The sequence below is a fragment of the Bacteroidales bacterium genome, assembly GCA_035342335.1.
Classification (GTDB): domain Bacteria; phylum Bacteroidota; class Bacteroidia; order Bacteroidales; family JAGONC01; genus JAGONC01.
In genome coordinates this window covers 18,211-40,221 of the sequence record DAOQWY010000004.1, presented here as the reverse complement: position 1 = coordinate 40,221, position 22,011 = coordinate 18,211, and the positions used below count along the sequence as shown (strand labels likewise).

At 46.9% G+C, this 22,011-nt stretch carries 20 protein-coding genes; 1 reads left to right on the top strand and 19 read right to left on the bottom strand.

The genetic code is table 11. The features are described from left to right. Positions 1-42 precede the first annotated feature (42 nt). Positions 43-2,343, top strand: coding sequence for a M20/M25/M40 family metallo-hydrolase (locus tag PKI34_03110; protein HNS16791.1), 2,301 nt, complete (start codon positions 43-45; stop codon positions 2,341-2,343). Between the two features lie 7 nt (positions 2,344-2,350). On the opposite strand, the gene PKI34_03105 is transcribed toward PKI34_03110, so the two are convergent. The 19 genes from PKI34_03105 to PKI34_03015 form a co-directional block, all read right to left on the bottom strand. Then, entirely contained in the window at positions 2,351-4,618 is a 2,268-nt protein-coding gene (locus PKI34_03105; GenBank protein ID HNS16790.1) for a TonB-dependent receptor, read from the bottom strand. 9 nt (positions 4,619-4,627) lie between these two features. Further along, positions 4,628-5,395 (bottom strand): T9SS type A sorting domain-containing protein, encoded by a 768-nt coding sequence (locus PKI34_03100; GenBank protein HNS16789.1) that lies wholly within the window; start codon positions 5,393-5,395, stop codon positions 4,628-4,630. A 101-nt stretch (positions 5,396-5,496) separates the two neighbouring features. Beyond that, positions 5,497-6,627: an endonuclease/exonuclease/phosphatase family protein gene (locus PKI34_03095; protein HNS16788.1), complete on the bottom strand. Its 1,131-nt coding sequence runs from the start codon at positions 6,625-6,627 to the stop codon at positions 5,497-5,499. 148 nt (positions 6,628-6,775) lie between these two features. Beyond that, positions 6,776-8,107 (bottom strand): fibrobacter succinogenes major paralogous domain-containing protein, encoded by a 1,332-nt coding sequence (locus PKI34_03090; GenBank protein ID HNS16787.1) that lies wholly within the window; start codon positions 8,105-8,107, stop codon positions 6,776-6,778. A 302-nt stretch (positions 8,108-8,409) separates the two neighbouring features. Then, positions 8,410-9,123: a nucleotidyl transferase AbiEii/AbiGii toxin family protein gene (locus PKI34_03085; GenBank protein HNS16786.1), complete on the bottom strand. Its 714-nt coding sequence runs from the start codon at positions 9,121-9,123 to the stop codon at positions 8,410-8,412. Between the two features lie 85 nt (positions 9,124-9,208). Beyond that, positions 9,209-9,826: a hypothetical protein gene (locus tag PKI34_03080; GenBank protein HNS16785.1), complete on the bottom strand. Its 618-nt coding sequence runs from the start codon at positions 9,824-9,826 to the stop codon at positions 9,209-9,211. 341 nt (positions 9,827-10,167) lie between these two features. Then, positions 10,168-10,842: a hypothetical protein gene (locus PKI34_03075; GenBank protein HNS16784.1), complete on the bottom strand. Its 675-nt coding sequence runs from the start codon at positions 10,840-10,842 to the stop codon at positions 10,168-10,170. 65 nt (positions 10,843-10,907) lie between these two features. Further along, the gene (locus PKI34_03070) at positions 10,908-11,462 is read right to left on the bottom strand and encodes a LytTR family DNA-binding domain-containing protein (protein HNS16783.1); all 555 of its coding nucleotides are present in this window, start codon (positions 11,460-11,462) and stop codon (positions 10,908-10,910) included. 249 nt (positions 11,463-11,711) lie between these two features. After that, the gene (locus PKI34_03065; protein HNS16782.1) at positions 11,712-12,308 is read right to left on the bottom strand and encodes a YceI family protein; all 597 of its coding nucleotides are present in this window, start codon (positions 12,306-12,308) and stop codon (positions 11,712-11,714) included. A gap of 61 nt (positions 12,309-12,369) precedes the next feature. Next, positions 12,370-13,200, bottom strand: a complete 831-nt coding sequence (locus PKI34_03060; protein HNS16781.1) for an ABC transporter permease subunit — start codon at positions 13,198-13,200, stop codon at positions 12,370-12,372. A 51-nt stretch (positions 13,201-13,251) separates the two neighbouring features. Next, complete coding sequence (locus tag PKI34_03055) at positions 13,252-13,731, bottom strand: hypothetical protein (GenBank protein HNS16780.1); 480 nt, start codon at positions 13,729-13,731, stop codon at positions 13,252-13,254. A gap of 20 nt (positions 13,732-13,751) precedes the next feature. Continuing rightward, on the bottom strand, positions 13,752-14,411 hold the full coding sequence (locus PKI34_03050; protein HNS16779.1) for an ATP-binding cassette domain-containing protein: 660 nt from the start codon (positions 14,409-14,411) through the stop codon (positions 13,752-13,754). After that, positions 14,408-15,343: a NapH/MauN family ferredoxin-type protein gene (locus tag PKI34_03045; protein ID HNS16778.1), complete on the bottom strand. Its 936-nt coding sequence runs from the start codon at positions 15,341-15,343 to the stop codon at positions 14,408-14,410. The genes PKI34_03050 and PKI34_03045 overlap by 4 nt, the downstream gene beginning before the upstream one ends. Continuing rightward, on the bottom strand, positions 15,336-16,628 hold the full coding sequence (locus PKI34_03040; GenBank protein ID HNS16777.1) for a 4Fe-4S dicluster domain-containing protein: 1,293 nt from the start codon (positions 16,626-16,628) through the stop codon (positions 15,336-15,338). Before PKI34_03040 ends, PKI34_03045 begins: the two co-directional genes overlap by 8 nt. A gap of 52 nt (positions 16,629-16,680) precedes the next feature. After that, a complete protein-coding gene (locus PKI34_03035; GenBank protein ID HNS16776.1) occupies positions 16,681-18,756 on the bottom strand; it encodes a TonB-dependent receptor in 2,076 nt (691 codons plus the stop codon). A gap of 210 nt (positions 18,757-18,966) precedes the next feature. Beyond that, positions 18,967-19,368 carry a hypothetical protein gene (locus PKI34_03030; GenBank protein HNS16775.1) on the bottom strand — a complete coding sequence of 134 codons (402 nt, stop codon included), beginning with the start codon at positions 19,366-19,368 and terminating at the stop codon, positions 18,967-18,969. A gap of 13 nt (positions 19,369-19,381) precedes the next feature. Next, entirely contained in the window at positions 19,382-20,647 is a 1,266-nt protein-coding gene (gene nosD, locus PKI34_03025) for a nitrous oxide reductase family maturation protein NosD (GenBank protein ID HNS16774.1), read from the bottom strand. A 145-nt stretch (positions 20,648-20,792) separates the two neighbouring features. Next, positions 20,793-21,572 (bottom strand): hypothetical protein, encoded by a 780-nt coding sequence (locus PKI34_03020; protein ID HNS16773.1) that lies wholly within the window; start codon positions 21,570-21,572, stop codon positions 20,793-20,795. A gap of 29 nt (positions 21,573-21,601) precedes the next feature. Continuing rightward, positions 21,602-21,976 carry a c-type cytochrome gene (locus PKI34_03015; protein ID HNS16772.1) on the bottom strand — a complete coding sequence of 125 codons (375 nt, stop codon included), beginning with the start codon at positions 21,974-21,976 and terminating at the stop codon, positions 21,602-21,604. Positions 21,977-22,011 lie beyond the last annotated feature (35 nt).

Genomic DNA, 22,011 nt, shown 5'->3' with positions numbered 1-22,011 from the left:
AATAAAATCACCGTACTTTTGTGACCTAAAATTTTTCAGGAAATGAAAAAATCCATTCCTTTTCTTATATGCCTTTTCTTTACGCTTCAACTCCTTGCGGGTGATCTTGTCAAAATCCGGATCAAGGATGCGGCGGAAATGAAACAACATCTGAAGGATGCCAACCTGACGGTCCATTATGTCTCGGATCACTTCATTATCGCCACGGCAAACCTGACACCTGCCTGTAGTTATGAGACCCTTTCTCCGGGTGCCTGGTCAGATCCGTCTGAATACTTTCTGGCATGGTTCAAGCAGGAGGACGCAGAAAATTATTTGGCTGGAATATCGCCCTTTGCTGATGTCTTGCATAAAGACACCGATCACCTTATCTTAAAGGTTCAGCCTCAAAATGTAAAATATTTATTCCCTGCAATCCATAACGGCCTGGTCAGAATTAACAACCGCCCCGTCAGACTTCCTCAGTCCAGGTTCACTTTTCAACAATCAAGACTGGAATCAGATCCTCTCATAAACGATTTGCTCAGCCAGGTGAACCAGGATTCACTTCTCGCCACGATTCAGCACTTACAGGATTACGGGACCAGGAATGCGTTTTCATCCCAGGCTGTTCAGGCCCAGAACTGGATCAGATCAAAATTTGAAAGTTACGACCTTCAGACCGAACTGATGGATTTTTACATGCCGGGAGGATCCGCAAGCGATAATGTCATTGCCACATTGACCGGGACGGCTTATCCCGCCGAATATGTCATGCTGGGTGGACATTACGACTCTCGTGTGTGGTCAGGTCAGGCACCCGGTGCCGATGACAATGCCTCCGGAACGGCAGCTGTACTCGAAATCGCACGCCTGCTAAGCCAGTACGATTTTAAACGCACCATCATCTTCTGTGCATGGTCAGGTGAAGAATACGGATTGTATGGCAGCGAGGCCTATGCCGCCATGGCTGAAGAGGAGGAAATGAATATCCTGGGATACTTTAACCAAGATATGAACGGATACCTGGAGCCCGGTGACGAGATGCATACTGATGTCATGGCCCCTGAATCGGCACAGGAACTGAAAACGTTTTACTTCAATGTCTGTGAATTATACCTGCCCGATTTTCACGTTTACAATGGCTCGCTGTTAGGTGGCGACAGTGACCATTCATCGTTCAACGACCACGGAATCATGGGAATCTTCCCGTTTGAGGACAGCCAGGATTACAGCCCTTACATCCATTCATCCAGCGACCTGATCGGACCCAGCGTAAACAATATGGAGCAGTCGGTAGTGTTTACGCAATCGATCCTGGCATCGGTGATGACAATGGCCGATATGCAGAAAGTCCCGAATGACCTGATTGCCATACCCTCCGACCAAGCGGTATCACTTACCTGGACAGAAGTCGTGGAGGCTTCCTCCTATAATATCTATAAAAACGATTCCCAAACACCTTTTGTCAATATCACCGGCACGACCTTTACGGATACGGCTGTCGAAAACGGCACAGCCTATACCTATTTCATCACGGCTATCTACTCAGAGACCGGAGAAGAATCCGAGCCGTCAAACACCGTGACCGTGATTCCGATGCCTCCCATCACCGCCCCTTTCCTGGATGATTTTGAAACCAGTGCACCTTACTGGACCCTGGGAGGTACCTGGGGCCTGAAAGAGGGTGAATTCCACTCAGCCACCCATTCGCTGACCGACAGCCCGGCAGGATTATATTCAAACAACATCAATACATCAGTGATCCTTCAGAGCATAAACATGACTGGCGTCACAGGTGGCACGATCGGTTTCTGGGCAAAACATTCCCTGGAGGCAAACCGTGACTTTGTTTTCCTTGAAGTGACCACCAACGGTACCGATTGGACTGAACTCGCTCAGTTCACAGGTGAACAGCCTGCCTGGCAATACCAGGAATTTTCAGTTGATCCATTCCTGGACAACCCTGGCGTTACCTTCCGCTTCCGTATTCAAACTGACATCACCATTCCAAGGGATGGCATCTACATTGACGATCTTCAGATCGATATCTGGGGAGTCGGAATGAATGAGGTAACAGAGAATCTCCCGGATCTTCACATTTTTCCGAATCCTTCCAGTCAGGTAGTCACCATTGGATTTACCATGGAGAAAGCTTCACAGGTCCGGATCGATGTCATGAACCTGGAGGGAAAAAACGTGAAGACGCTTGTGAACGCCAAACTTCAGGCTGGTTATCAAGCCTTTGCCTGGGATGGGTTGGATCAGTTGTCTTGCGGGGTTGAACCAGGAGTATATTCCATCCGTTTATCTTTTGAGAATAAGGTAGTGACAAAAAAGATCGTGAGATTGTCAGGGCGATGATCATCCCTTACAGGCTGACCGCAACTTCCAGTGTTATGTTTCTTGGGGGCTGTATGTCTCCGGGACGGCCCATAGATTCCCGGTTGAACAGGTTCTTGAGATGCAGTGCCGCACGAATATGGGTATTGATCTGATAGGCAAAGCGTGCATCGAAGATGACAGATCCTTTGTCATGTTCCTGCCTGTATTGTTTCAAACCCTTAAAAATTTCACGGCCCAGGATTTTTTCCTCAAAAGCCTCATCAATCCGTTCCATGTGACTGGTGTAAATCATGCTGAAACCGGCAGAGAATGCCTTGTAGTCCCATTGCACATCCCCTTTCACTTCGTGGCGAAACCGGTACTTAAGGATATTGTTTTCAAGGGTATCGGCTGATTTGTCAACCGGATCCATGTACGTATAACCGGCAAAAAAACGGACGGGCTGTTTCAAGAACTTCCCTGATCCGCTGATCATCACGTCGAACCCTGCAATGCGTGCCTGCCCGATGTTCAGTGATTTGAACCCAAGGTCATCCAGTGTGGGAATGGTCGCACTATCCGGCACATAAACCCCAAAGGTGAACTCCATCATATCCCTGTACTCCATCCAGAAGGCGGCCGCATCCAGATAACCCAGCCAGCTGCCAGCCTGAAGCCCCTGCCTGATGCCCAGCTCTGTGCTCCAGCCGGTTTCAGGCTGAAGGTCAGGGTTCGGGAAAATATTCAGCGAGCCCAGGCTGGTGGCTGTGTATTTTTCAGCAATGGACGGGTAACGGAAACCCTGCCCGAATGAGGCCCGGACATAGGTAAAGGCTCCTGCCTGGTAATTCAGGCCTGCGCGGATGACCGGCTGGGATTCATCATCTGTCCGGTCAAGGGTGTAATGTTCCCACCGTATTCCCAGTGAGGCCGATAACCGTTCCAGGAATTTCTTATCCAACTGCGAAAATAGCGCAAAATTTGAGCTGTGGTGATCTCCGTATAATTCGGCGTCAGTTTTGGCATACGAACCTGCTGTTCCAATGGTCCAGTACCATTTCCTGATAAATTCCCGGTGAAACTGATACTCCCCGTAATACAGATCAGAACCATTGTTCTTATCCTGATCCTCCCCGTCGAACCGGTTGTAGGTCCTGTAAAACCTCGTCCTCAGGCTGTGCTTGTTGCCTTTGGTGTCGAAGTAGCTGGCATAGGGATCCACATTGACGCGGAATCCCCTGGTAGGCGAAACAGCCTCGGGCATCTGGAGGAATGCCCCCGAGTCGGCATCCATCCAGATCAGGAAATCAGAGGAGTGTGATTCCTGCATATTGACATTCACCCCGTATGAAAATCCCTCAACCTGTACAGGGCGGTGACGGATCCCAAAATTGATCCGGAACCTTTCTTCGTAATCCTCCTGCCGGTACCCCTGGTCACCATAGGCATTGGCGCCCGCCACGAAATCAACATTACCAAATCTCTGCAGATGGACAAAACTGGCACCGGAAAACATGGGATTGGAATCCCACCACCACGCCATATCCTTGTTCGACGGCCTGCAATAGAGCCCGCTGAAAACCGAAAGCCTTGTGGATGGTGCTTCTCCGGGCTGGGCCGTATGAAGGTTGATGACCCCGTTGAGGGCCGAGGATCCGTAAAGCGAGGAAGAAGCTCCCTTTAAGATCTCAACATTGCCAATGTTCTCCACAGGCAAAAAACTCCATTTCACCTCATTCACATCCGCCGTGAGCATGGGCAGGTCATCCAGCAGCACCATCACCCTGCTGCCTGCACCGTAGCTGTAACCGCTTCCTCCCCGGATGTTGGCCTGTCCGTCGAGGACATCCACACCAGGCATCTGGCTGATGACCGACTCCATATTGACCGTATTGGTCTGCTGAATGTAATCCGGCTTGATGACCTGCATGGACACTGTGACATCGGAAAGCCTCTGCTTGAATTTCCCGGCAGAAACCACTGCCGTACCCAGCTCAATGATACGGGGCTCCAGCTGAATGTCCAGTGTGAGAGTTTCATCCTTTAGGAGGCGGACTTCCCTGGTCACGGAAAGATACCCGATATAACTGAAGGTCAATTGATGGAACCCGCTTTCAAGGGCTAAACGGTACTCACCATCAATGCCGGTGGATACGCCCATGGTACTGTCAGCAACAACATTCACCCCGACCAGGGATTCACCTGTGGCAGCATCGGTTATCCTTCCTTTAATGAAGGCCTGCTGGCTGAAGCCCGGCCCGTTGATCACCAGAAAAACCGGCAGCAGGAAGAGGTGTGACAGATGTCGGATCATACAGGGCGCCTAATCTGTTTTGATCAGTCGCGATGCAATTGAAGTAACGCCATTGGATACCTTCAGGATATAGATTCCACGGTCCAGCCGGCGGCCATCAAAATCGAAATAGTTAGCCCCGTGAATGGCGGTCAGGTTTTCCGAATAGCGGATCTGGCCTACCAGGTCATAGACCTCCAGTTTCACCACGCCCGGATCATTTATCCCGACGCCGATCCTTGTACTGCCGGAAAAGGGATTGGGCTCAGGAGGAAGAAGGATCATGGCCTTTGTGGCAGTTTCATCAATGGAATTCGGGTCCCACTTCACGCTGATCAGAAGGGAAGTAGAATCGGTGACCGTTGCCACCCGTATAGGTGGAAACGCCGGAAATAGCTTTGCATAAACATCCACCGTGATGCGAAGGGGATGATCGCCAGCAACCGCAGGGGTTCCCTCGAGCAGGACACAATAATAGGTTCCCACCGTGAATTCATTGGTTTCCACATTGGATAGCCAGGTAAAACCCTCCGGCAGTCCTGTTACTTCCACCAGGGTAATGTGATCCAGAACGATCGTATCACCGTTGTAAGGATAACCCGGAGGGGCAAGAATGGTGAAAGCCTGGCTGTAAAGCTGTCCTGCAACGGCTTCCGGCAGGTTGTCGGGACAGACCTGTCCGTTTTGTTCAGGGTCGGGGCAGGTGGTGGCATCACCGGGAGTACACTGCGCCCATGAAACCGTTGAAAATAAACCTGTTAAGAGTAAGAATAAAAGAACGGGTAACTTTTTCCTCATATATCAAGATTTAAAGTTCCCACAAATATAGTCAATCTCTCCTAAAATCGTACTTCACACTTCCTCTCTTCTCTCTCCTCTCTCCTCTCTCCTTTCTCCTCTTATAAAGAAACGTCTATCCACACCAAAAAATGATCCGACGAAACCCGGTCCTTCACCAGGTAATACAGCGAGTCCGTTGTCTCCGGCCAGAAAACTCCACTCTGCCGCACCTTCATCCCGGAGGAGGGCAGGATATAATCGATACGCAATCCCCATACGGAGGTATCATGCCAGGGGTTTCCAAGATTATCCGGGTTTTTGCGTGGATTTTTCTGTGCATTCTCATAGCTACCCTTACTGGAAGGAACAAATTGTTCCATGGCTGCCAGATGATGGAGGGAAGGGTGCATCAGTAATTGCCGGATCGCGTGGTTATAGCTGTCGCCATCGGCAGGGTCGGCATTCATGTCGCCCATGATCACAAAAGGTGTATGCCCGGGCAATCCTCCGAATATGCGCCTGTCATCATAGATGTATTCCTGTCTCTGGCCGGGTGTGACATAATCGGCAAAGAACCGGATCTCATCGTGGTTGCGTTTCCCGTTCCGGTCCTCCTTCCCGTCAAAGGCAGGCGGGGTGGGATGGGCCACCAGCAGATGCAGGGTTCCCTGCGGAAGGATCACCGGCACATCCACGTGGTTTTTGGATGAAAGACGGAAGATCTCCCAGGCATCCGGTGAATAATAATTCTTCCCGGTGGACGGGTCAACGGGTATGTTAGCTCCGGGCATGTCTTTCCAGAGAAAATGCTGGAAGGTTCGGATACCGTCAGTATCCAGCGGAAAAGCAGAAAGGATGGCAAAAGCATACTGACCGGGGAACCTTCCATAGCCAAAAGCATCCCCGGGACCGGTGATCAGCGTATCACCGTCCAGGTCCAGCAGGGTCGGGATTCCCGTGTTGGACGGGGCTACATAAAAATAGGGATAGGAAATGGGTTCACGGCCGTGCTGGCTGATGCCAAGGTAATTTTTTTGAAACAGGCCAAGTGCCACTCCATGCGGATCGTAGTCAAACTCCAGCAGGGCCAGTATCTGCGGGCGGGTGATCTGGATGATCTCGGCTACGCAGCGCGCCTGCTGATCGGTGGTATCGGCCAGAGCCCGCTGAAGTTCACCTTCTTCATTCCTGAATAGGGCAGCATTGTAGGTAGCCAGCCGGATGGAGGGGGAGGCAGATTTCTCTTTCATTGGCTGACAGGATAATAAAATGATTATCAGTAATATACCGGATAGGAGTTTCGTTTTTACGTTCATTCGATGGATTTATGATCACTCAAACGACACGCAAATTACGAAAAAAATAGCATACAAATTTTTCTAACCACCGAGGAGCACCTCAATCCTTTACGCAGCGGACGTAGACTCCACTTACTAATGCGGCATAAGGACGGTAGATTCCACTCTCCTCGTATCTTATGGATCGGCCCCACACATCAGATGCACCATATGGTGTCGAAGTCGCAAAGACGGCACTTATGGACTCTTCCATAAATTTCCCGTTATCCCAGGATGAGCGCCAACCTCCTGGAAGGGCTGAGAATCCGAATTTATCGGTAGCGCCTGAATTAGGTTGGTTCCAGTCACTTGTTGTTGACTTCAGGTTACCCCCTGCATCAAAACCGCGATAAGCGTAATTATCCCATTGAGGATCGTCAACAGGATACTGGCTATCAACTGTACCTTCCAGGATTTTCCATTCCGCATCACTGGGGATATGCCACCCCGCGGGTGCAAGGTTGCGCTCGTCCATTGCGGCATAAGCATTATAGATCACTCCGTATTTTCCAGTCTTTGCTATGCAGTAAGCACCGATGGTGCATTGCATCCATTCCTGGTTGCTGTAAGCGTCGTTGGAAATGTAGTGGATTGACGACCCGTCCCTGTAATGTGTCACCCTGAGATTTTCCGCCATCCACACCTGGTCGCCGATGATGACGGTATGATACACATTGCCATCAATGTCAGTCACAGTGGGTGGTGTCGTAAACGTCACCTCATTGCCATAACTTGTCCCCTCACTGTTGGTGGCATAGGTCCGTACGTAATAGGTGGTGTTTGCCGCCAGCCCTGTAATACTACTTACAAAGATGCCAGTGTCGGCGCCGTCGCTGGTCTTGCTGTTCATGATGGAGGGTGAGGTGGCGGTGCACCAGCACACGCCACGTGCAGTCACCGCGAAGCCACCTTCATCCGAAACAGCACCTCCACAGGATGCCGTTTCATCGGTGATCCTGGTCACCGCAGAGGTGGTCAGTCCTGTGGGAGTTTTCCCCTCTGTCCTAAACGTCACCTCGTTGCCATAACTGGTACCGTCAAGGTTGGTGGCATAGGTTCTGACATAGTAGTTAGTATTGGACGCAAGCCCGGTAAGGCTGCTTTTAAAGGTGCCGGTACCGGCGCCGTCGACGGTTGTATTGCATCCAATACACGGGAGATGAACGGTACTCCAGCACACGCCACGGGCTGTCACTGCAGAGCCACCTTCATCCGTAACTTCACCTCCGCAGGATGCCGTTTCAATGGTGATCCCGGTCACCGCGGAGGTTTTCAGGCCCTTGGGAGGGTTCAATTCTTCTTCTTCTTCTTCTTTGCAGGAGATGGTAAACATCATGGCGGCTCCCATCATAAGAATCAATGAAAGAAGCCAGATTCTGTCGGTCTTTTTCATGGTGCTTTGTATTAGGTTTGATAGTATTGATTTCAAGCTACAAGCTGCAAACTACAAGTTGCAGTTCATAGATTGCCGGTTGCCGATTAAAGTTACAATCCTGCAAAGCCAGGTATGAATCCAATGTACGAACGCCGGGGTTGGATGAAGGAACGCCGGGGTTGGGTGTACGAATGCGGAAAGCATTAGCCGGTAGCCAGTAGCCGGTAGCCAGTAGCCGGTAGCCAGTCGGCAGCGGAGCGAAGCGACGTCCCGACGAAAGTCGGGATCGGCAGGAGGCGGGAGGCGGTTAGCAGCCTTACTTATAAAATACTCTCTTCAAAAAATTCTTTAAATCTGAGGATACGCTTGCTGTTGTCCTTATTGAACAGCAGATGGTCAAAATCTTTGGTTTTGGCTTTCAGGTCTGTCATCTGAAGGCGCTTTTTAACCTCAGTCTTTAACTCAGCTGCATTTTTAATACCGATCCTCTTTGAAAGAAATTCATAATCAGGCTTTGTTTGACCCAGAAGAAACATCAGGTCGTAGAAATCACGCCCCTTTCCTCTTTCTAAAAGGGCTGTCGCTTTCATTGCACAAAGTACAGCAGCAGGAGGTACAGGAAATGGAAAGTAAAAGCCACAACCTTTGATATTCTTTATTTCGTGGGTATAGTTCACTCCCTGATCCTGAGCTTCAATTTTTATAAGGAACCTTTCATCTCTGTGCCCTGAAAGCCCCATGTCAAAAAGGAAACAAGGAAAATAAATATTTCTTCTGACGGCCTTCAGTTTCGGACCATTCTTATCCCTGGATTCTACTTTATATCCGTTTCTTTGGAGGAAATGCATGACATCATCACTCATCTGCATGAACTCCTCTTTACTTATCTCCTTACAGTCAAAATCCAGATCTTCTGAGAACCGTTCACTTCCCTTTACCAGGCGAAGGCTTGTACCACCGATGAATACAAGCTTTCGGATGTATGGTGTTGTGGACAGGTAGTCGAGAATTGACAATTGAATATATTCCTTCATCATACTTTTGCCAAGGAGTGCGTTATTCCTTATCTGCTCCGGGAAATAATTCTTTATCAGGTACAGATCTACCATATCGTTCTTATTAAAGGTTATATACTTTTCTTAGCATATCAACGCGATTGCTGAGTGCTTTGCTTCCTATACGGTCAGAGAATTCGGCCAATCTTTCTCTATGAAGATCATCCTCCATATATGATTCATCGAGACGGAGCTCTTCAAGGTCACGTTCTGAATTATAAAATGAATACAGGTAGAGCAGGTCTATTAATGCCTTTTCCGGTGTGGCGAACATAATCCGTCTGCCACCTTCAATCTCCCTCAGATCATATCCGAACATCATATCAGGTTTGATGGTTTTATATGAATATTCACCGAAATCATTGCTGAATGTTATTGTCTTTAACGTTGTCACGCTTGTTATCCCAGGTACGGTCTCGGGAATAATTCCGTAGAATGACAAAGCGAAATGCAATGATATGTAAGAGGGTTTGTATATTAAGTTGGCAAAATAGAGTGCAAATTCTGTTGATTCCCGGTATTCAGGGAAAGCATAATAACCCTGCCGAAGCCGGATGATGTAACCCTGCTTTACCCAGTGTACCAGATTGTTCCTGTTAAACTCAGGATAGGATGCATACAGCTGGTTCGTGTTAAAACATGCCAGGGATAGAAACCTGTTTCTGAATTCAATGAAATTCATTTTATTTCTATTATGCACCAAATATAGTGCATTATAGAAACAAAAACAAATATTTTTAATGCCTATAATTCTTTATGCCCCTGCGGGCAAGGATGGGATTCGAGTTAAGAATCGTTATTCACTCAGTTTCTCAAACATCCTCAGCAATTTATTCCGTTTCTGCGAAGCCACGCGTACTTTAAATTCATTGGTAAGAACGAACTACCCGCCGTCGCCCTTCCCAAACCGATCGATAGCCGAAAGCCGATTTTGAAGCGCGGGAAGCTGCCTTGCTTCCTTATCTTTACTATTTTGCCGGGTGACCGCTGACTGCTGACTGTTGACTGCTGATTGCCGACTACCTAACCTTCCATATACCGCTCATACTCCTGCATATCCCACTGCAGGTCCAGCTCCTCGAAAAGGGTTCTGGCCTTTAAAAGATACTCGCTGCTGCTCAGGCCCAGAAGACTGCTCCTGGTGGTGCCGGACTCGCGCAGGCATTTGCCGGCTTCAAAGTACGACCGGGAAAGTTCCAGGACAGCATTGTATTTCTGTCCGGCTTCGATGGAAAGAGTGAGATACCTAAAGGCGTTATGGTGTTTTTTCATCATCCTGTAAACCAGTGCTTTCAGGCGATAGGCCTCCACATATTCACTTCTCATTTTCTTTGATAACCGGATCAGATCATTGATTGCTCCAAGCGCTGCCCTGAACTTTTCTCTGGTTGGCTTATGCAATGCAATGCAGGATCTCAGCTCAGCCAGTTCGATTTGCGTCATAGCCATTACATAGGGCACATGGTAAACGGTCATGATCTTCCGGTCCGCGATGAGCTTTTCTGCCTCTGAAAGCGCTTTTTTCGCTTCTTGCATCTCATTTTTCACTGAATGGGCCAGTGATTTTGCGCACCAGATCACCAGCAGCATGGAAAAATGCCCGGTTTTACCAGTATACATGACGCCCTCGTTGGCATTCTCCAGTGTCAGATCCACCTTCCTGAACCTATAATACGCCCAGGTAGATAACCGGAACAACTGGGCTTTGGCATGGCTGTTATCAAACGACTCGGATATCTCTTCCAGTTTTTTGATCAGCTCTTTTACTCTGTTGTAACGACAATCTTCCTTCCGTCAACAATGTGGAAATTGGAGAAGTTCCGATCGGCCTCCACCCGGATGATCTCGTTCTGATTGACAATATGAATGTGATCGAAGGTCTTCAGCACAATCTTTTCCTTTTTGTTCAGATCCCTGAGATTTTCAGCGAGTACATTGAGTTGAAACTTGTCTTCCTGCCGGATCATGTCGCAGGCTTTGTTCACCGCCTGGGCAAGCTCATCCGGGTCGGGAGGTTTCAGCAGAAAATCCACTGCACTGACCTTGAAAGCCTTCAGTGCGTATTCGATATGGAGGGAAAGAAAAATGATCTTGAACATCGGGGATTCAAAGCGCCTCAGCAATTCGAAACCGCTGCCGTCAATCAGCCTGGTATCCAGGATCAGGAGATCTGGCTGGACGGAGTTGATCATCGGCACGGCTGCCTGGATGCTATCCACTACACCCAAAAAGGTCACATCGGGACAATAATCCGCAACAGTCCGGGTCACCACAGCAACGGCTTCCCGGTCGCCGGAAACCATAAGTGTCTTGACCATGGGAAATTTTGCGTGAATATATAAAAAGCATGGGATTCATCCTATAACTTTTTATATCTCTGTGTCCATAAAAAATCACACCCACACCCGATCCGGGGTTGAACGCAGTGCAATGAATGAGTCAGAACCTTCATTTCCAGTTTCAAGTCTGAATCCCTCAACCGAAAGATAAAAGGCCCATAATCTGAATAAAATGAACGGAAGTTATTCAACGTCTTCCGGAAGAGCGGTCCCAGGATTCCCCGCAGGTCATGACTGGCGTGCCTGCAGGACGATCTTGAATTTTATCTCCTCAGGAACGATGTAGCTGTTCTCACTGGCGACATAATCCTTTGACATACTGGTTATCCCCCATTTTATCCGATCAATGGAAAACATTTCAGATTCAGCGCGCAACAGATCGTCCTCCAAGAAAAGTTCACAATGAAAGCTAACCAGGTGAGTGGTGTCGGTTATTTTTAAACAGCCGGTTATGTAGGGCTTTCCGGGTTGAAAATTAAATGAATTGATGATCGTGAACAAGGCATAGGGATAATGCTGCGTATTGAAAAATTCTTCTGACCTGAGGATGTTCTCGAGGGTCAATCGCATCAATTCATAATCAATATCCGTATCGACAATACTATCCATTAATATACGAAATCTTCCGGTGAGGATTTCATTATCTTTTACTTTGATAATTCCATCTTTCAACAGCACATAACCCTTGTGGGATCCGCTATACCAGTATAATCTGCTTGATTCGGTTTCAACGGAATAGGTCTTGATGGATTCTGCCGTAGGTAAGGGTAGTTCCTCCGCCAGCGTATTAGCCGGAGGGTTCAGAAATAACAGCAAAAAACTCATTATCAAATAGATATTCATCACAGTGTACTGCTTGGTCATTCTTTAAACCAGCTCTTTCCTCTTATACCAGATCTTTCCTTTTAAAATAACGATTGCCCAGGAAGGCAAAGATCAAGCCCAATGCCAGAGGATACAACAACGCAAAAAGGATAAAACCATAACGGCTCACCGTATCAAGAATATAGTAGGAAGCAGGCCCCATAACGGTCAGTTGGGGATCAAACAAAGCCAGTGCCGCAGTTCTGAAAACCTGTAGAGGATTCAGCATTCCTAAACCGATCACAACGGCAGGTTCAACTTTCATCTTCAGTAACACACCCATCAGGATCAGGTCTAAGAAAGCAACCAAGACCAGCCATAGAATAAAAGCGGTAGTGACAGCCATGTTCTGTGTGCTGGAAAAAGTTGAAACATACATGGCTATTCCGAGGAAACTGAAAACCATTACGGCCAGTAACCCGCTGTAGAGTGCAAAAAGATCCCACGGGACATCAATTTTTATGATGAGGCCCCACAATGTAGCGCCTAAAAGAGCGATGAAGACGGGTGTAAATACTTCGATGAATCGGCTGATCAATTTTGCCCAGAAATAACTGCTGAATGACATAGGCAGTGAAAGAATATATTCCATCACATGGGTTTCCCTGTCACCCACCACCGACCGGGCAGTGGTGATCAATACATAGATTGGCAGGATGACGATGCAAACCTGCATAAAGGTGACAATGAGCCGGCTGAGGCCGACAAAGCCAATGATCTGTGATTCGGTAATGCCCAATGCAAACATAACTGCCACGAAACCACCGAACAGCAGGCTATAGATCCAGAACCATTTTGACCTCATGCTTTGTTTCAGTTCCTGGATCGTCAGTATCCATATCGTTTTACGCATAGAATCAGAAATAATGTTAAGTGAGTAAATCAACCGGTACGGAGATGCGGATCATTTCTTCTGAAGCATTTGTTTGCCCATCAGGAATTCTTCGCGTCGGGTGATGCCCTGGTCTATTCTTTCCACGGTTGTTTTGTAATCATAGGTGCTGTCACCTGGTTCTTTCAGTGCTCCATAGCCGTAACCCATGGGCGTTTTATCGCCAAAACGATAATAAGCCTCAAAGGCATCAATCCACTCGCCCGTTTCACAATCGCCGATCCATACCTTCACGTCGCCTTCACCTTTCCAGCGTGGCCAATCTTCACTTCGCATGTATTCGATCAAGCATCCAAGATCATCGAACCAAAGAACCTTTTCATCACTGTTTATCGCCTGGACGGAATATTTCTGATCGGCCAGTCCCATCAGGCAGTTGATGCAAATATCTCTGTCCCAGTTGATTTCCCTTGGACTATAGTCAGGTCCGGAAGTACATGCAGACAAAGCCAGGATCATACATGCGATCACGTTTATTTTGTTTAGTTTCATGATAATTGGTTTTATAATGTTTACAAAAATTTATCCATCGATATTTTACCCAAATCCATTTCAATCTCACGGTTCACAATTTTTGATATGTCACTCATGCGATGACTGATAATGATCATCAGGGAATCCCTTTTATAATTGTTCAAATAATCAAACAACACTTCCCTGGCCAGGGGGTCCAGGTTGGCGGCAGGTTCATCCATGAGGATTATTTTGGGCATTCGCCCCAATGCAAAGGCAATTAATAGTTTTTGTTTCATCCCCCCGGATAGTTTCAGAAATGATTTTGAAAGATTATCCCTGATGCTTAATCCCATTTTTTCACTGATCTCCATAAAATTTTCCGCAGGAACACCCGTGAGGCGTGGGAAAAAATCCAGCATCTCCTTGATCGTCATTTTGAGTGGAGGGGGGATCTGAGGGACGAATCCAATTTGTCGCATCAGAATTTCGTGGTTTTTCCTGGGATCCTGGTCCAGTACTTTCAGTATGCCGCTAAAAATGTAATGGCCCAGGATGCAGCGGACCAGGGTTGTCTTTCCTGCTCCGTTTGGTCCGCTCAGGCTCACTCTTTCCCCTTCCCGGAAGCAAATGGAAAGGTTATGAATGACTTCCTGGTTCTTAAAAGTTTTCGACAGTCCCTCTGCATAGATGAGGGGGGCTCCTTGTTGATTTGTCATGTCAGTTTATCAATTCCTTTAAATGAATAACTCAGTGCTCCTCCCGGGCAACTGTCCACACACAATCCACATCGGGTGCAATCCTGTCCGGTATAGTGGACGGCCTGTGTGGCCTTGCCTCTCTGTACAAACCACAGAACATGCGGTACGAGACAAACTGTTTGGCAATCACGGCAATATCCGCATTTATCGTGCTCAAATTTGATGGACAGCGGAGCAACCGAACCAATCATGCCCATGGTCGTTCCCAGCGGGCAGACATACCTGCACCAGAATCTTTTGCTGTAAAGCACTTCGAACAAAATGACCCCCAGTACCCACAACAGGATCAATCCGGGGCCGTAGATCATCGTTCTGGAAAGGATCCCCACCATATTTACATCTTCAAACACAAGATTCTTGGTAAAGAAAGCCACCAGGATAAAACCAATCCAGAAGACATACCTGATCGACCTGTGAAAAGTATGGTCTTTCCATTTATATTTCCGAACCAGAAGATCACGCATCTTATCAGTCCACTCGGCTAAAAGATGATATGGACAAACCCATGAACAATACGTCCGGCCTCCCATGATCGCATAAAAAAGAACGATGGTGCCCAGTCCAATCCAAAAATTCATCGTCAGATGGACTATGTAACCGGTTGTGGATGAGATTGCCAGCATTTGAAGGGAGTTATATGGATCGATCAGATAAAAACCCAAAAGCCTGGAGCCGCTGAGAGAACCTTCCAGTATCGACAAGTCGAGGGCAAATGAAAGGATAAAGAGCACACTCAATCCGATGACCACTGACCAACGGATGTTTCGCCATTTATGACTTTTTTGTTTTTTCTGTCGCCATTCATTGAAGGTCATCCCCGCCAAGGTATGAGGCATCGCTTCGACCGGTTTGGGCGGTAATGGTTCTTTGGTTGATTGGGGATTAAACATATGCTTGCTCTTTTATCGGTTCAACAATGATACTGGGTTCCGCCGTTGGGCAAACCATAACACATACTCCGCAGCCGGTGCATCCGTCAAGTACCTCCGGCATGATGACCGAGTTTCCGGAGCCATCCTTTAGCTTGTTCATAACGATGGCTTTACACCCGATCGGGCATTCTGTCACACACAAATCACAAAGTTGCCTTTCATAATATTTTTCCCGCACAGGAGAAGCCTTTGTTTGGTATGATTCTTCCGACTCCTGACCGTAACGGTCATCATTATATCCCCTGCCGGGTCCTTCTCCCTGATCTGTGTGCTCCGTATCCAGGTGTCTGCCGGGGTTATCTTCAGTAAGACTGTCAGCATTTTCATCCCGGCCTCTGCCCTGACCTTCGCCGTAGCCTCTACCCTCGCCTCTGCCCTGACCTTCGCCATAGCTTCTGCCCTCGCCTCTGCCCTGACCTTCGCCGTAGCCTCTGCCCTCGCCTCTGCCCTGACCTTCGCCATAGCCTCTGCCCTGGCCGCGCCCCTCACCTCTGCCCTGACCCCTGCCATAGCCTTCACCAGAACCCCTTCCCTCTCCTCTGCCGTGGCCTTCATCAAGGTGACCTTCATGAAGATGGCCTTCATCGCCTTCACCCTGGATGCTGTCATATTCTTCGTCGTGGCTCAGGGGGTAACCTCTACCCTGCCCCCCGCGCGCGGGGGTGCGGTTGACTCCCCTGAAATCTTCACCCCGCGGGGTTCCTGTAAATCCCTGTCCAAGCGCTGCGAGGCAGGTCTGAGGATTTAACCTGGCTTTGCCCATCTTTACCGACTCCTTCATCGCACTGATCTGAACCCTGAAAGGATTTCTCCCGTGATGAGCCCCCTGTTCTTCTTCAAACGCAATGATGGCCTTTTCCCCTGCCGCCTTAAATTGCTTAAAATCCAAAACTCCTGTAGGACAGGTCTCAACACACTGCAACGAATCGCAGGAAAAATCACAGGCCTGCTGCCTGACATCCAGGTAGGGTGTGCCGTAGGATAATCCCCTGCTTATCCCGGCCAGGGTTATGGCTTGAACCGGACATATCTGAACGCAAAGTCCGCATTTAATGCACCCATAGATAAAATCACTCTCCGCAACAGCTCCTGGTGGCCTGAGAAATTCCTGGGAGCGGATATCCTTTCCGACAACCTTTTTTACATAGGTGACTCCTGCCGTGATCGCTGCCAGCGACACAACTGCCGTAGCACCGGCTTTTAAAAAATCACGCCTGTTAAGATCAAGTTTTTTTGGACTCATAGATCAAGAATTAAAGTCGGACTAAAATTAATACCATTTTGTCGAATTAACACTAAAAACTGACCTTAATTCCCACATTAAAGCTTCTTCCCGGTTCATAATACAAACTTTCCTCATCCATATTGACATAAGCTCTGCTGAGGTGATCAGCATAATTTTTATCAAAAATATTGGTCACCGAACCAAAGATTTCCAGAAACTTTAGCGGTTTGTAATCAACAGATACATCGAATGTGGCGTAGCCTGGTGTTGTGCTTTCATTGAAAGATTCAGCAACCCTGTTCTGGGCACTTACAATGTGAGCGCTGAGCAAAGCCTCAAGTTTTTCCAACCGGTAACCCAGTGAAGTCATGATCCTGAATGGCGGAATTTCTGAAAGGGGCTCATCCCAGCTTACATTTTGAGCATAGGTATAGCTTCCGTTCAGGATATAAATAAAATTTTTAAGGAACCGGATGTCAAACCCGGCCTCAAAGCCAACCATAAAAGCTTTATCAATGTTTTCATATCTTTTTGCATGGGTGGGCGGCTGGCACGGAATAAACTTTTTCTCCAGGGTCGTATCCACTTTGGCGGTAATATAATCGTTCAGGTAGGAGTAGAAAACATTACCAAAGGCCGAACCGATTCCAAAACGTTGTGTAAATTTAAGATCGGTCTGATAGTTTATTTCTGACTTGAGGTTCGGATTACCAACATATTCATAAGCATCCTTTCCAATGCTCATATGATCAATGAATAACTGATGCAGTTCCGGAGAATGCACGCCTCTTCCGACAGCCCACTCCAGGTCGGAATGTTGAGTGACCTGCCAGTTCAAAGATGTATTCAAAGCCGTCGTAAGCCTGGTATCCGGGTCAATACCGTCGGGATAATATTCCTGAAAATCAGGTGCCGGATCATGGATGGCATAGGCCACCAGGTCAAGACGTATGCCAATGATCCATAAAAGTCTGGGGGAGATCTGACTGCGATTTTCCAGGAAAATGCCTAAATCATCTAATCCTGAATCCTGCCACACATAATCCTGAAATACTTTTGGCGGATCGAAGTGCGCTCCTGTGCAAACATTCACGTAAACCTCCCGGGTTCGTTTGCCGTCCTTATTGACATGCTTGTAGTCAGCACCAATATAGGCAATATCCTTTGAGGTTAGCTGTAAACCCAGTTCTGCCCTTCCACCGTAAACGGTCGCAGTTACAGGTGTACGGGCATGAATAGCTTTATAATTCGGGCGAAGGTCGTTTGACATCTCGTGGTCCACATAGGATCCAAACAACTTGGCTTTGAAGGAAAGCAGCGTGGGTGAAAGATTCAGGCCCTGATAATCGATGGAAAGCATGCTCGAGTTGTCCTTATCGGCATCCATTGGCAATCCGGCATGCAGGATATCCTTTGCATATCCCTGCCTCCAGGTAATCTGTACATGCTGATTCTCCGTGAGGTTATATAAAAATCTGGCAGAATACCCGAACCGCCTGAAGGAAGAAGGGATCTCCTTTCCGTCGCCGCTTTTATAATTCCCAAAATCTTTATAATTGGCGTTCAGCAAAACAAAATATTTCCTGTCGGTCATCAACAGGTTGAGCTCACCATATCCGCTGGTACCATTGGAAATGAATCCGCCTTTCGCCGAGCCTTTTATCTTGAATTGATCGGAATTTTCTGCTTTATTGGAAATAATATTGACAGTTCCTCCAAAAGATTGACCGTACCTTACGGAATAAGGACCCTTTATGACTTCTATTTTTTCAATCTCTTCCGGAGCGATCTGGCTGATGGCTGGATCCATCCGGTTAGGGCAAGCATTGGAACTGGTGGCTCCGGTATTGAACTGCGTATTGACCTGGTCCTCTTTATAACCTCTCAAAACGGGTTCCATGGCGTAATTACCTCGCTTGATGACCCCGAATCCAGGTTGTGCATTGAAAATCTCGCCAACATCATGAATGTTTTTTAATTTCCAGGATTCTGCTATGATTTGCGACCTTAAAAGATTATTCGGCTGCTTCCCTACAATGATGATTTCATCCATGTAGATGGTATCCTGTTGCGCTTCAACACAGTAGACAGCAGAGGTCATAAAAAGGACTAAAAGAAGAATATTTTTGTATTTCATATCGATCATTTGTTAGAAATTCAACCTAAACACATTACCATTGGATTGAAACTGTTTTTTGGAACACGGAACTGAATCTGGTATGAGAATATGGCAGGCCGCTGTTTTGTTCTTATGATGACAGGCAATCAGCATGATGCCTGATCGTCAGAAAAATCTTCTTAGGGCTCTGCTATCCTCCTTATCCGAAATGTTAAAAAAACAGACTTTCTTTATCGATCAGGAAATGAATTTGGGAGGGGGGCCGGTGATTTCAGGAAAAATCTCGTAAACGGGTTGAAGGTACAGCTTATTATTTAAACTGAAGGAATAATCCATGGACTTCAGGAATAATGTTTCCGGGGAGAGAAAGATCATGTTTGAAGTGTCGATGGAAGGAGAAGGTAATCTTGGCGAAGGAGCATCTTTCATGTCCCTGGTTCGTTCCACAATGGCTTTTAGATAGCAAAGATCAACATTGTATGGCAGGTGCATTTCTTCTGAAATAAATTCCTTTTCAGTAAAATTCCTGTCATTCCCGTTCAACTGCCGGGAAAAGGAGGCAAAAATGACCGGATGATACGGTATAACAAAAAATACCATATAATATACCAGTAAGAATATGCCTATTAATCGCCTCATTCCTGCTTAATTTTCAATAACTTACCTCGCTGGGCTGATATTTAAACATTGGTTTCTTGTCTCTGAGAATAAATTTGGGTTTTGAAAACGGTGCCAGGCGTTCCAGAAAATCAAGAACAGCCAGAATAGGTGCTCCGTAATAAAACTTTACATCCGTATTGAAATCCCACAAATGCTCAACGTAGGTATACAACTCATAGGGATTATCGCCAATATTATCCTTATCACGGTCAAATCCCATATAATCATCAAAATAATTATTTTCCCAGATATTCATGCTGGCTGTTTTGCCTTCAGCAACAACCTGGGCCAGGTTGTTATGGAAATAATTTTGTTTGATCAGGTTTCCTTCCTGATTAGTATGAAAGAACATCCCTGCACGGCAAAAGGCGATCTCGTTTTGGGAGATCGTGTTGATCTTGTCAATTTCGTAGGGTGACACATCGAAATGAATTCCTTCGGCAGAATAGATAAAGCGATTATTAAGGATCTGGTTTGAGGATGTTTCCTTCAATCCAAGGCACATTCCACTTTCGCCCTGAGAATTCATGATCAGGTTATCGATCATGATGGTTCGTTCACTGTACATCAAAAATACGCCGACCGAGTTCTCATAGAACTCATTGCCCTGTATGCGGTTATTGTGGGCGTACATGAAATGGATGCTGTACCGGTTGCCAATCCCCTTGTTATCCATGAACAGGTTTTCTTCCGAGTACCATACGACCATATCCCTGACATCATGCCAGTAATTGCCCATCACCGTGTTGTATTTTGCCCACCAAAGACGGACACCATCCCCTTTCAATGCTTTGGACCTTCTGGTCAAAGAAGAAATTTCACAATGAAAGACAAGGTTGTGATCAGATTTGAAGATATCCACTCCAAAAAGGCATTCTTTGATACGGCAATTTTCAATCACATTGTAATTCCCGTATATTTTTACCCCGCTGTCTATTCGATCATGGGAACCACCAGAATTGGTGATGGTCAGGTTCATGATTTTCGTACTATCACACTCAAGGTGAATGACCGACTCCAGGTCCATGCCCGTTATGATGGCCAATCCCTGGCCATTAATGACCAGCCTGTCGGTCGTAATATGAACAGGTCCCATGTAAATTGCCCTGTCCAATATCAATGTATCACCGGGAAGAGCCTTATCGAGCAGCGGTTGAAGAGGTATGGGTTTGGTCTGGGGCAACTGCTCCTCAACCGGTAATAATAATCCGAATTTTTTTCCTTGTGAAAAACATTTCAGGGGGACCCAGGCTGTCATTGAACATACAACCAATCCGTAGAGGAAATATTTATAGATTCTACCTGGTAATAAACCTATATGATGCTGATTTGCTTGCTTCACAATAAAAAATATTTAATTACCATCCTGCTTCAGGTGACAGCCCCGGAGCAGTTTCCCTGCGTCAACCGGACGTCCTCAGGCTTTTGCGTTTTACCAGTATCGCCAGGATAAACAGGACAAAGACCGCCAGAGCAATGAAAAAGCCGGCATAAGGATAGGACATGGTCGTAAACTGAGCCACCTTACCTTCCCCAAAGACCGTTGGCATGAACTCCTTAATGCCCTCAAATGCTCCGCCACCGTGCAAAGCCAGATGGTGACCGTACCAGTACAACCCGATGATGTACATTATTAAAAAGTAAAACGGCAATAAGGCAGGGACAATGGCAAAGAATAAATTGACTTTTTTGGGAGTAAAAACGAACACCAGTCCCAATAATCCAAGGATAACGAAAAGATAGGGCGAGTAGATCATTAATCCATCAAGAAATTTGAGGAATTTTGGTGTGACATTTATTTTGATGGCAGACCCGGTTGCCGGATCAATGATCTCGTTTCCGCTGGCATCCTTTTTCGTATCAAACACATAATAGACCGGATAGGTCAACGACTTGTCCCTGTTTCTTCCCTGTGTTATTCTGTACATACCAATAAAATGATTAATGGCATTCATTTCCACCAGGCAGTCAGCTCCGGCTTGCCCTGAAGCCAGTTCTTCCCGTTCTTTCTGTCCCTCACACCCATTGTAGACGCCATTATACTTGAATTCAATGCGGATTCCATCCGGATACATGGATTTTGGGTATTGATGGCTTTGCAGGGCCACCCACCAGATGGGCAGGAAGTAGGTTAAAACAAGAAAGATGATTGCCAGCCCACCATAAATTTGATATTTTTTCATAGCGATAAAGTTCAAAGAAAAGTCTGCGGTCATTTGGCTGTTACACCAGCCTGTTTCATCATATACGCAATACCGTCATATAGATCCTGATCGGAACAATCCGTACATGAACCCCTGGGGAGCATCACACCGTAGTTACCGTTAGGAACACCGTTGATGACACTTTGGTGAAGCACGCTCATACCCTTTGCGGCCATCTCTTCCCAACGGGGTTTATCCGTCAGCGCAGCTGCTCCTGCCACACCAGTCATGTGACAGGCAATGCAAGCCTTTTCATACACAAGTTTCCCGTTTTCAACATTTGCTGTCAGCGTTTTCGGTTTCTTATCACCACCTGAACCTCCGCAATTAACCAGGGAAAGCCCCGCCACGATCATCACTAGTAAAATGCAAATCTTTTTCATAAAAATTCTTATTGAATGATTGTTATACCTATAAT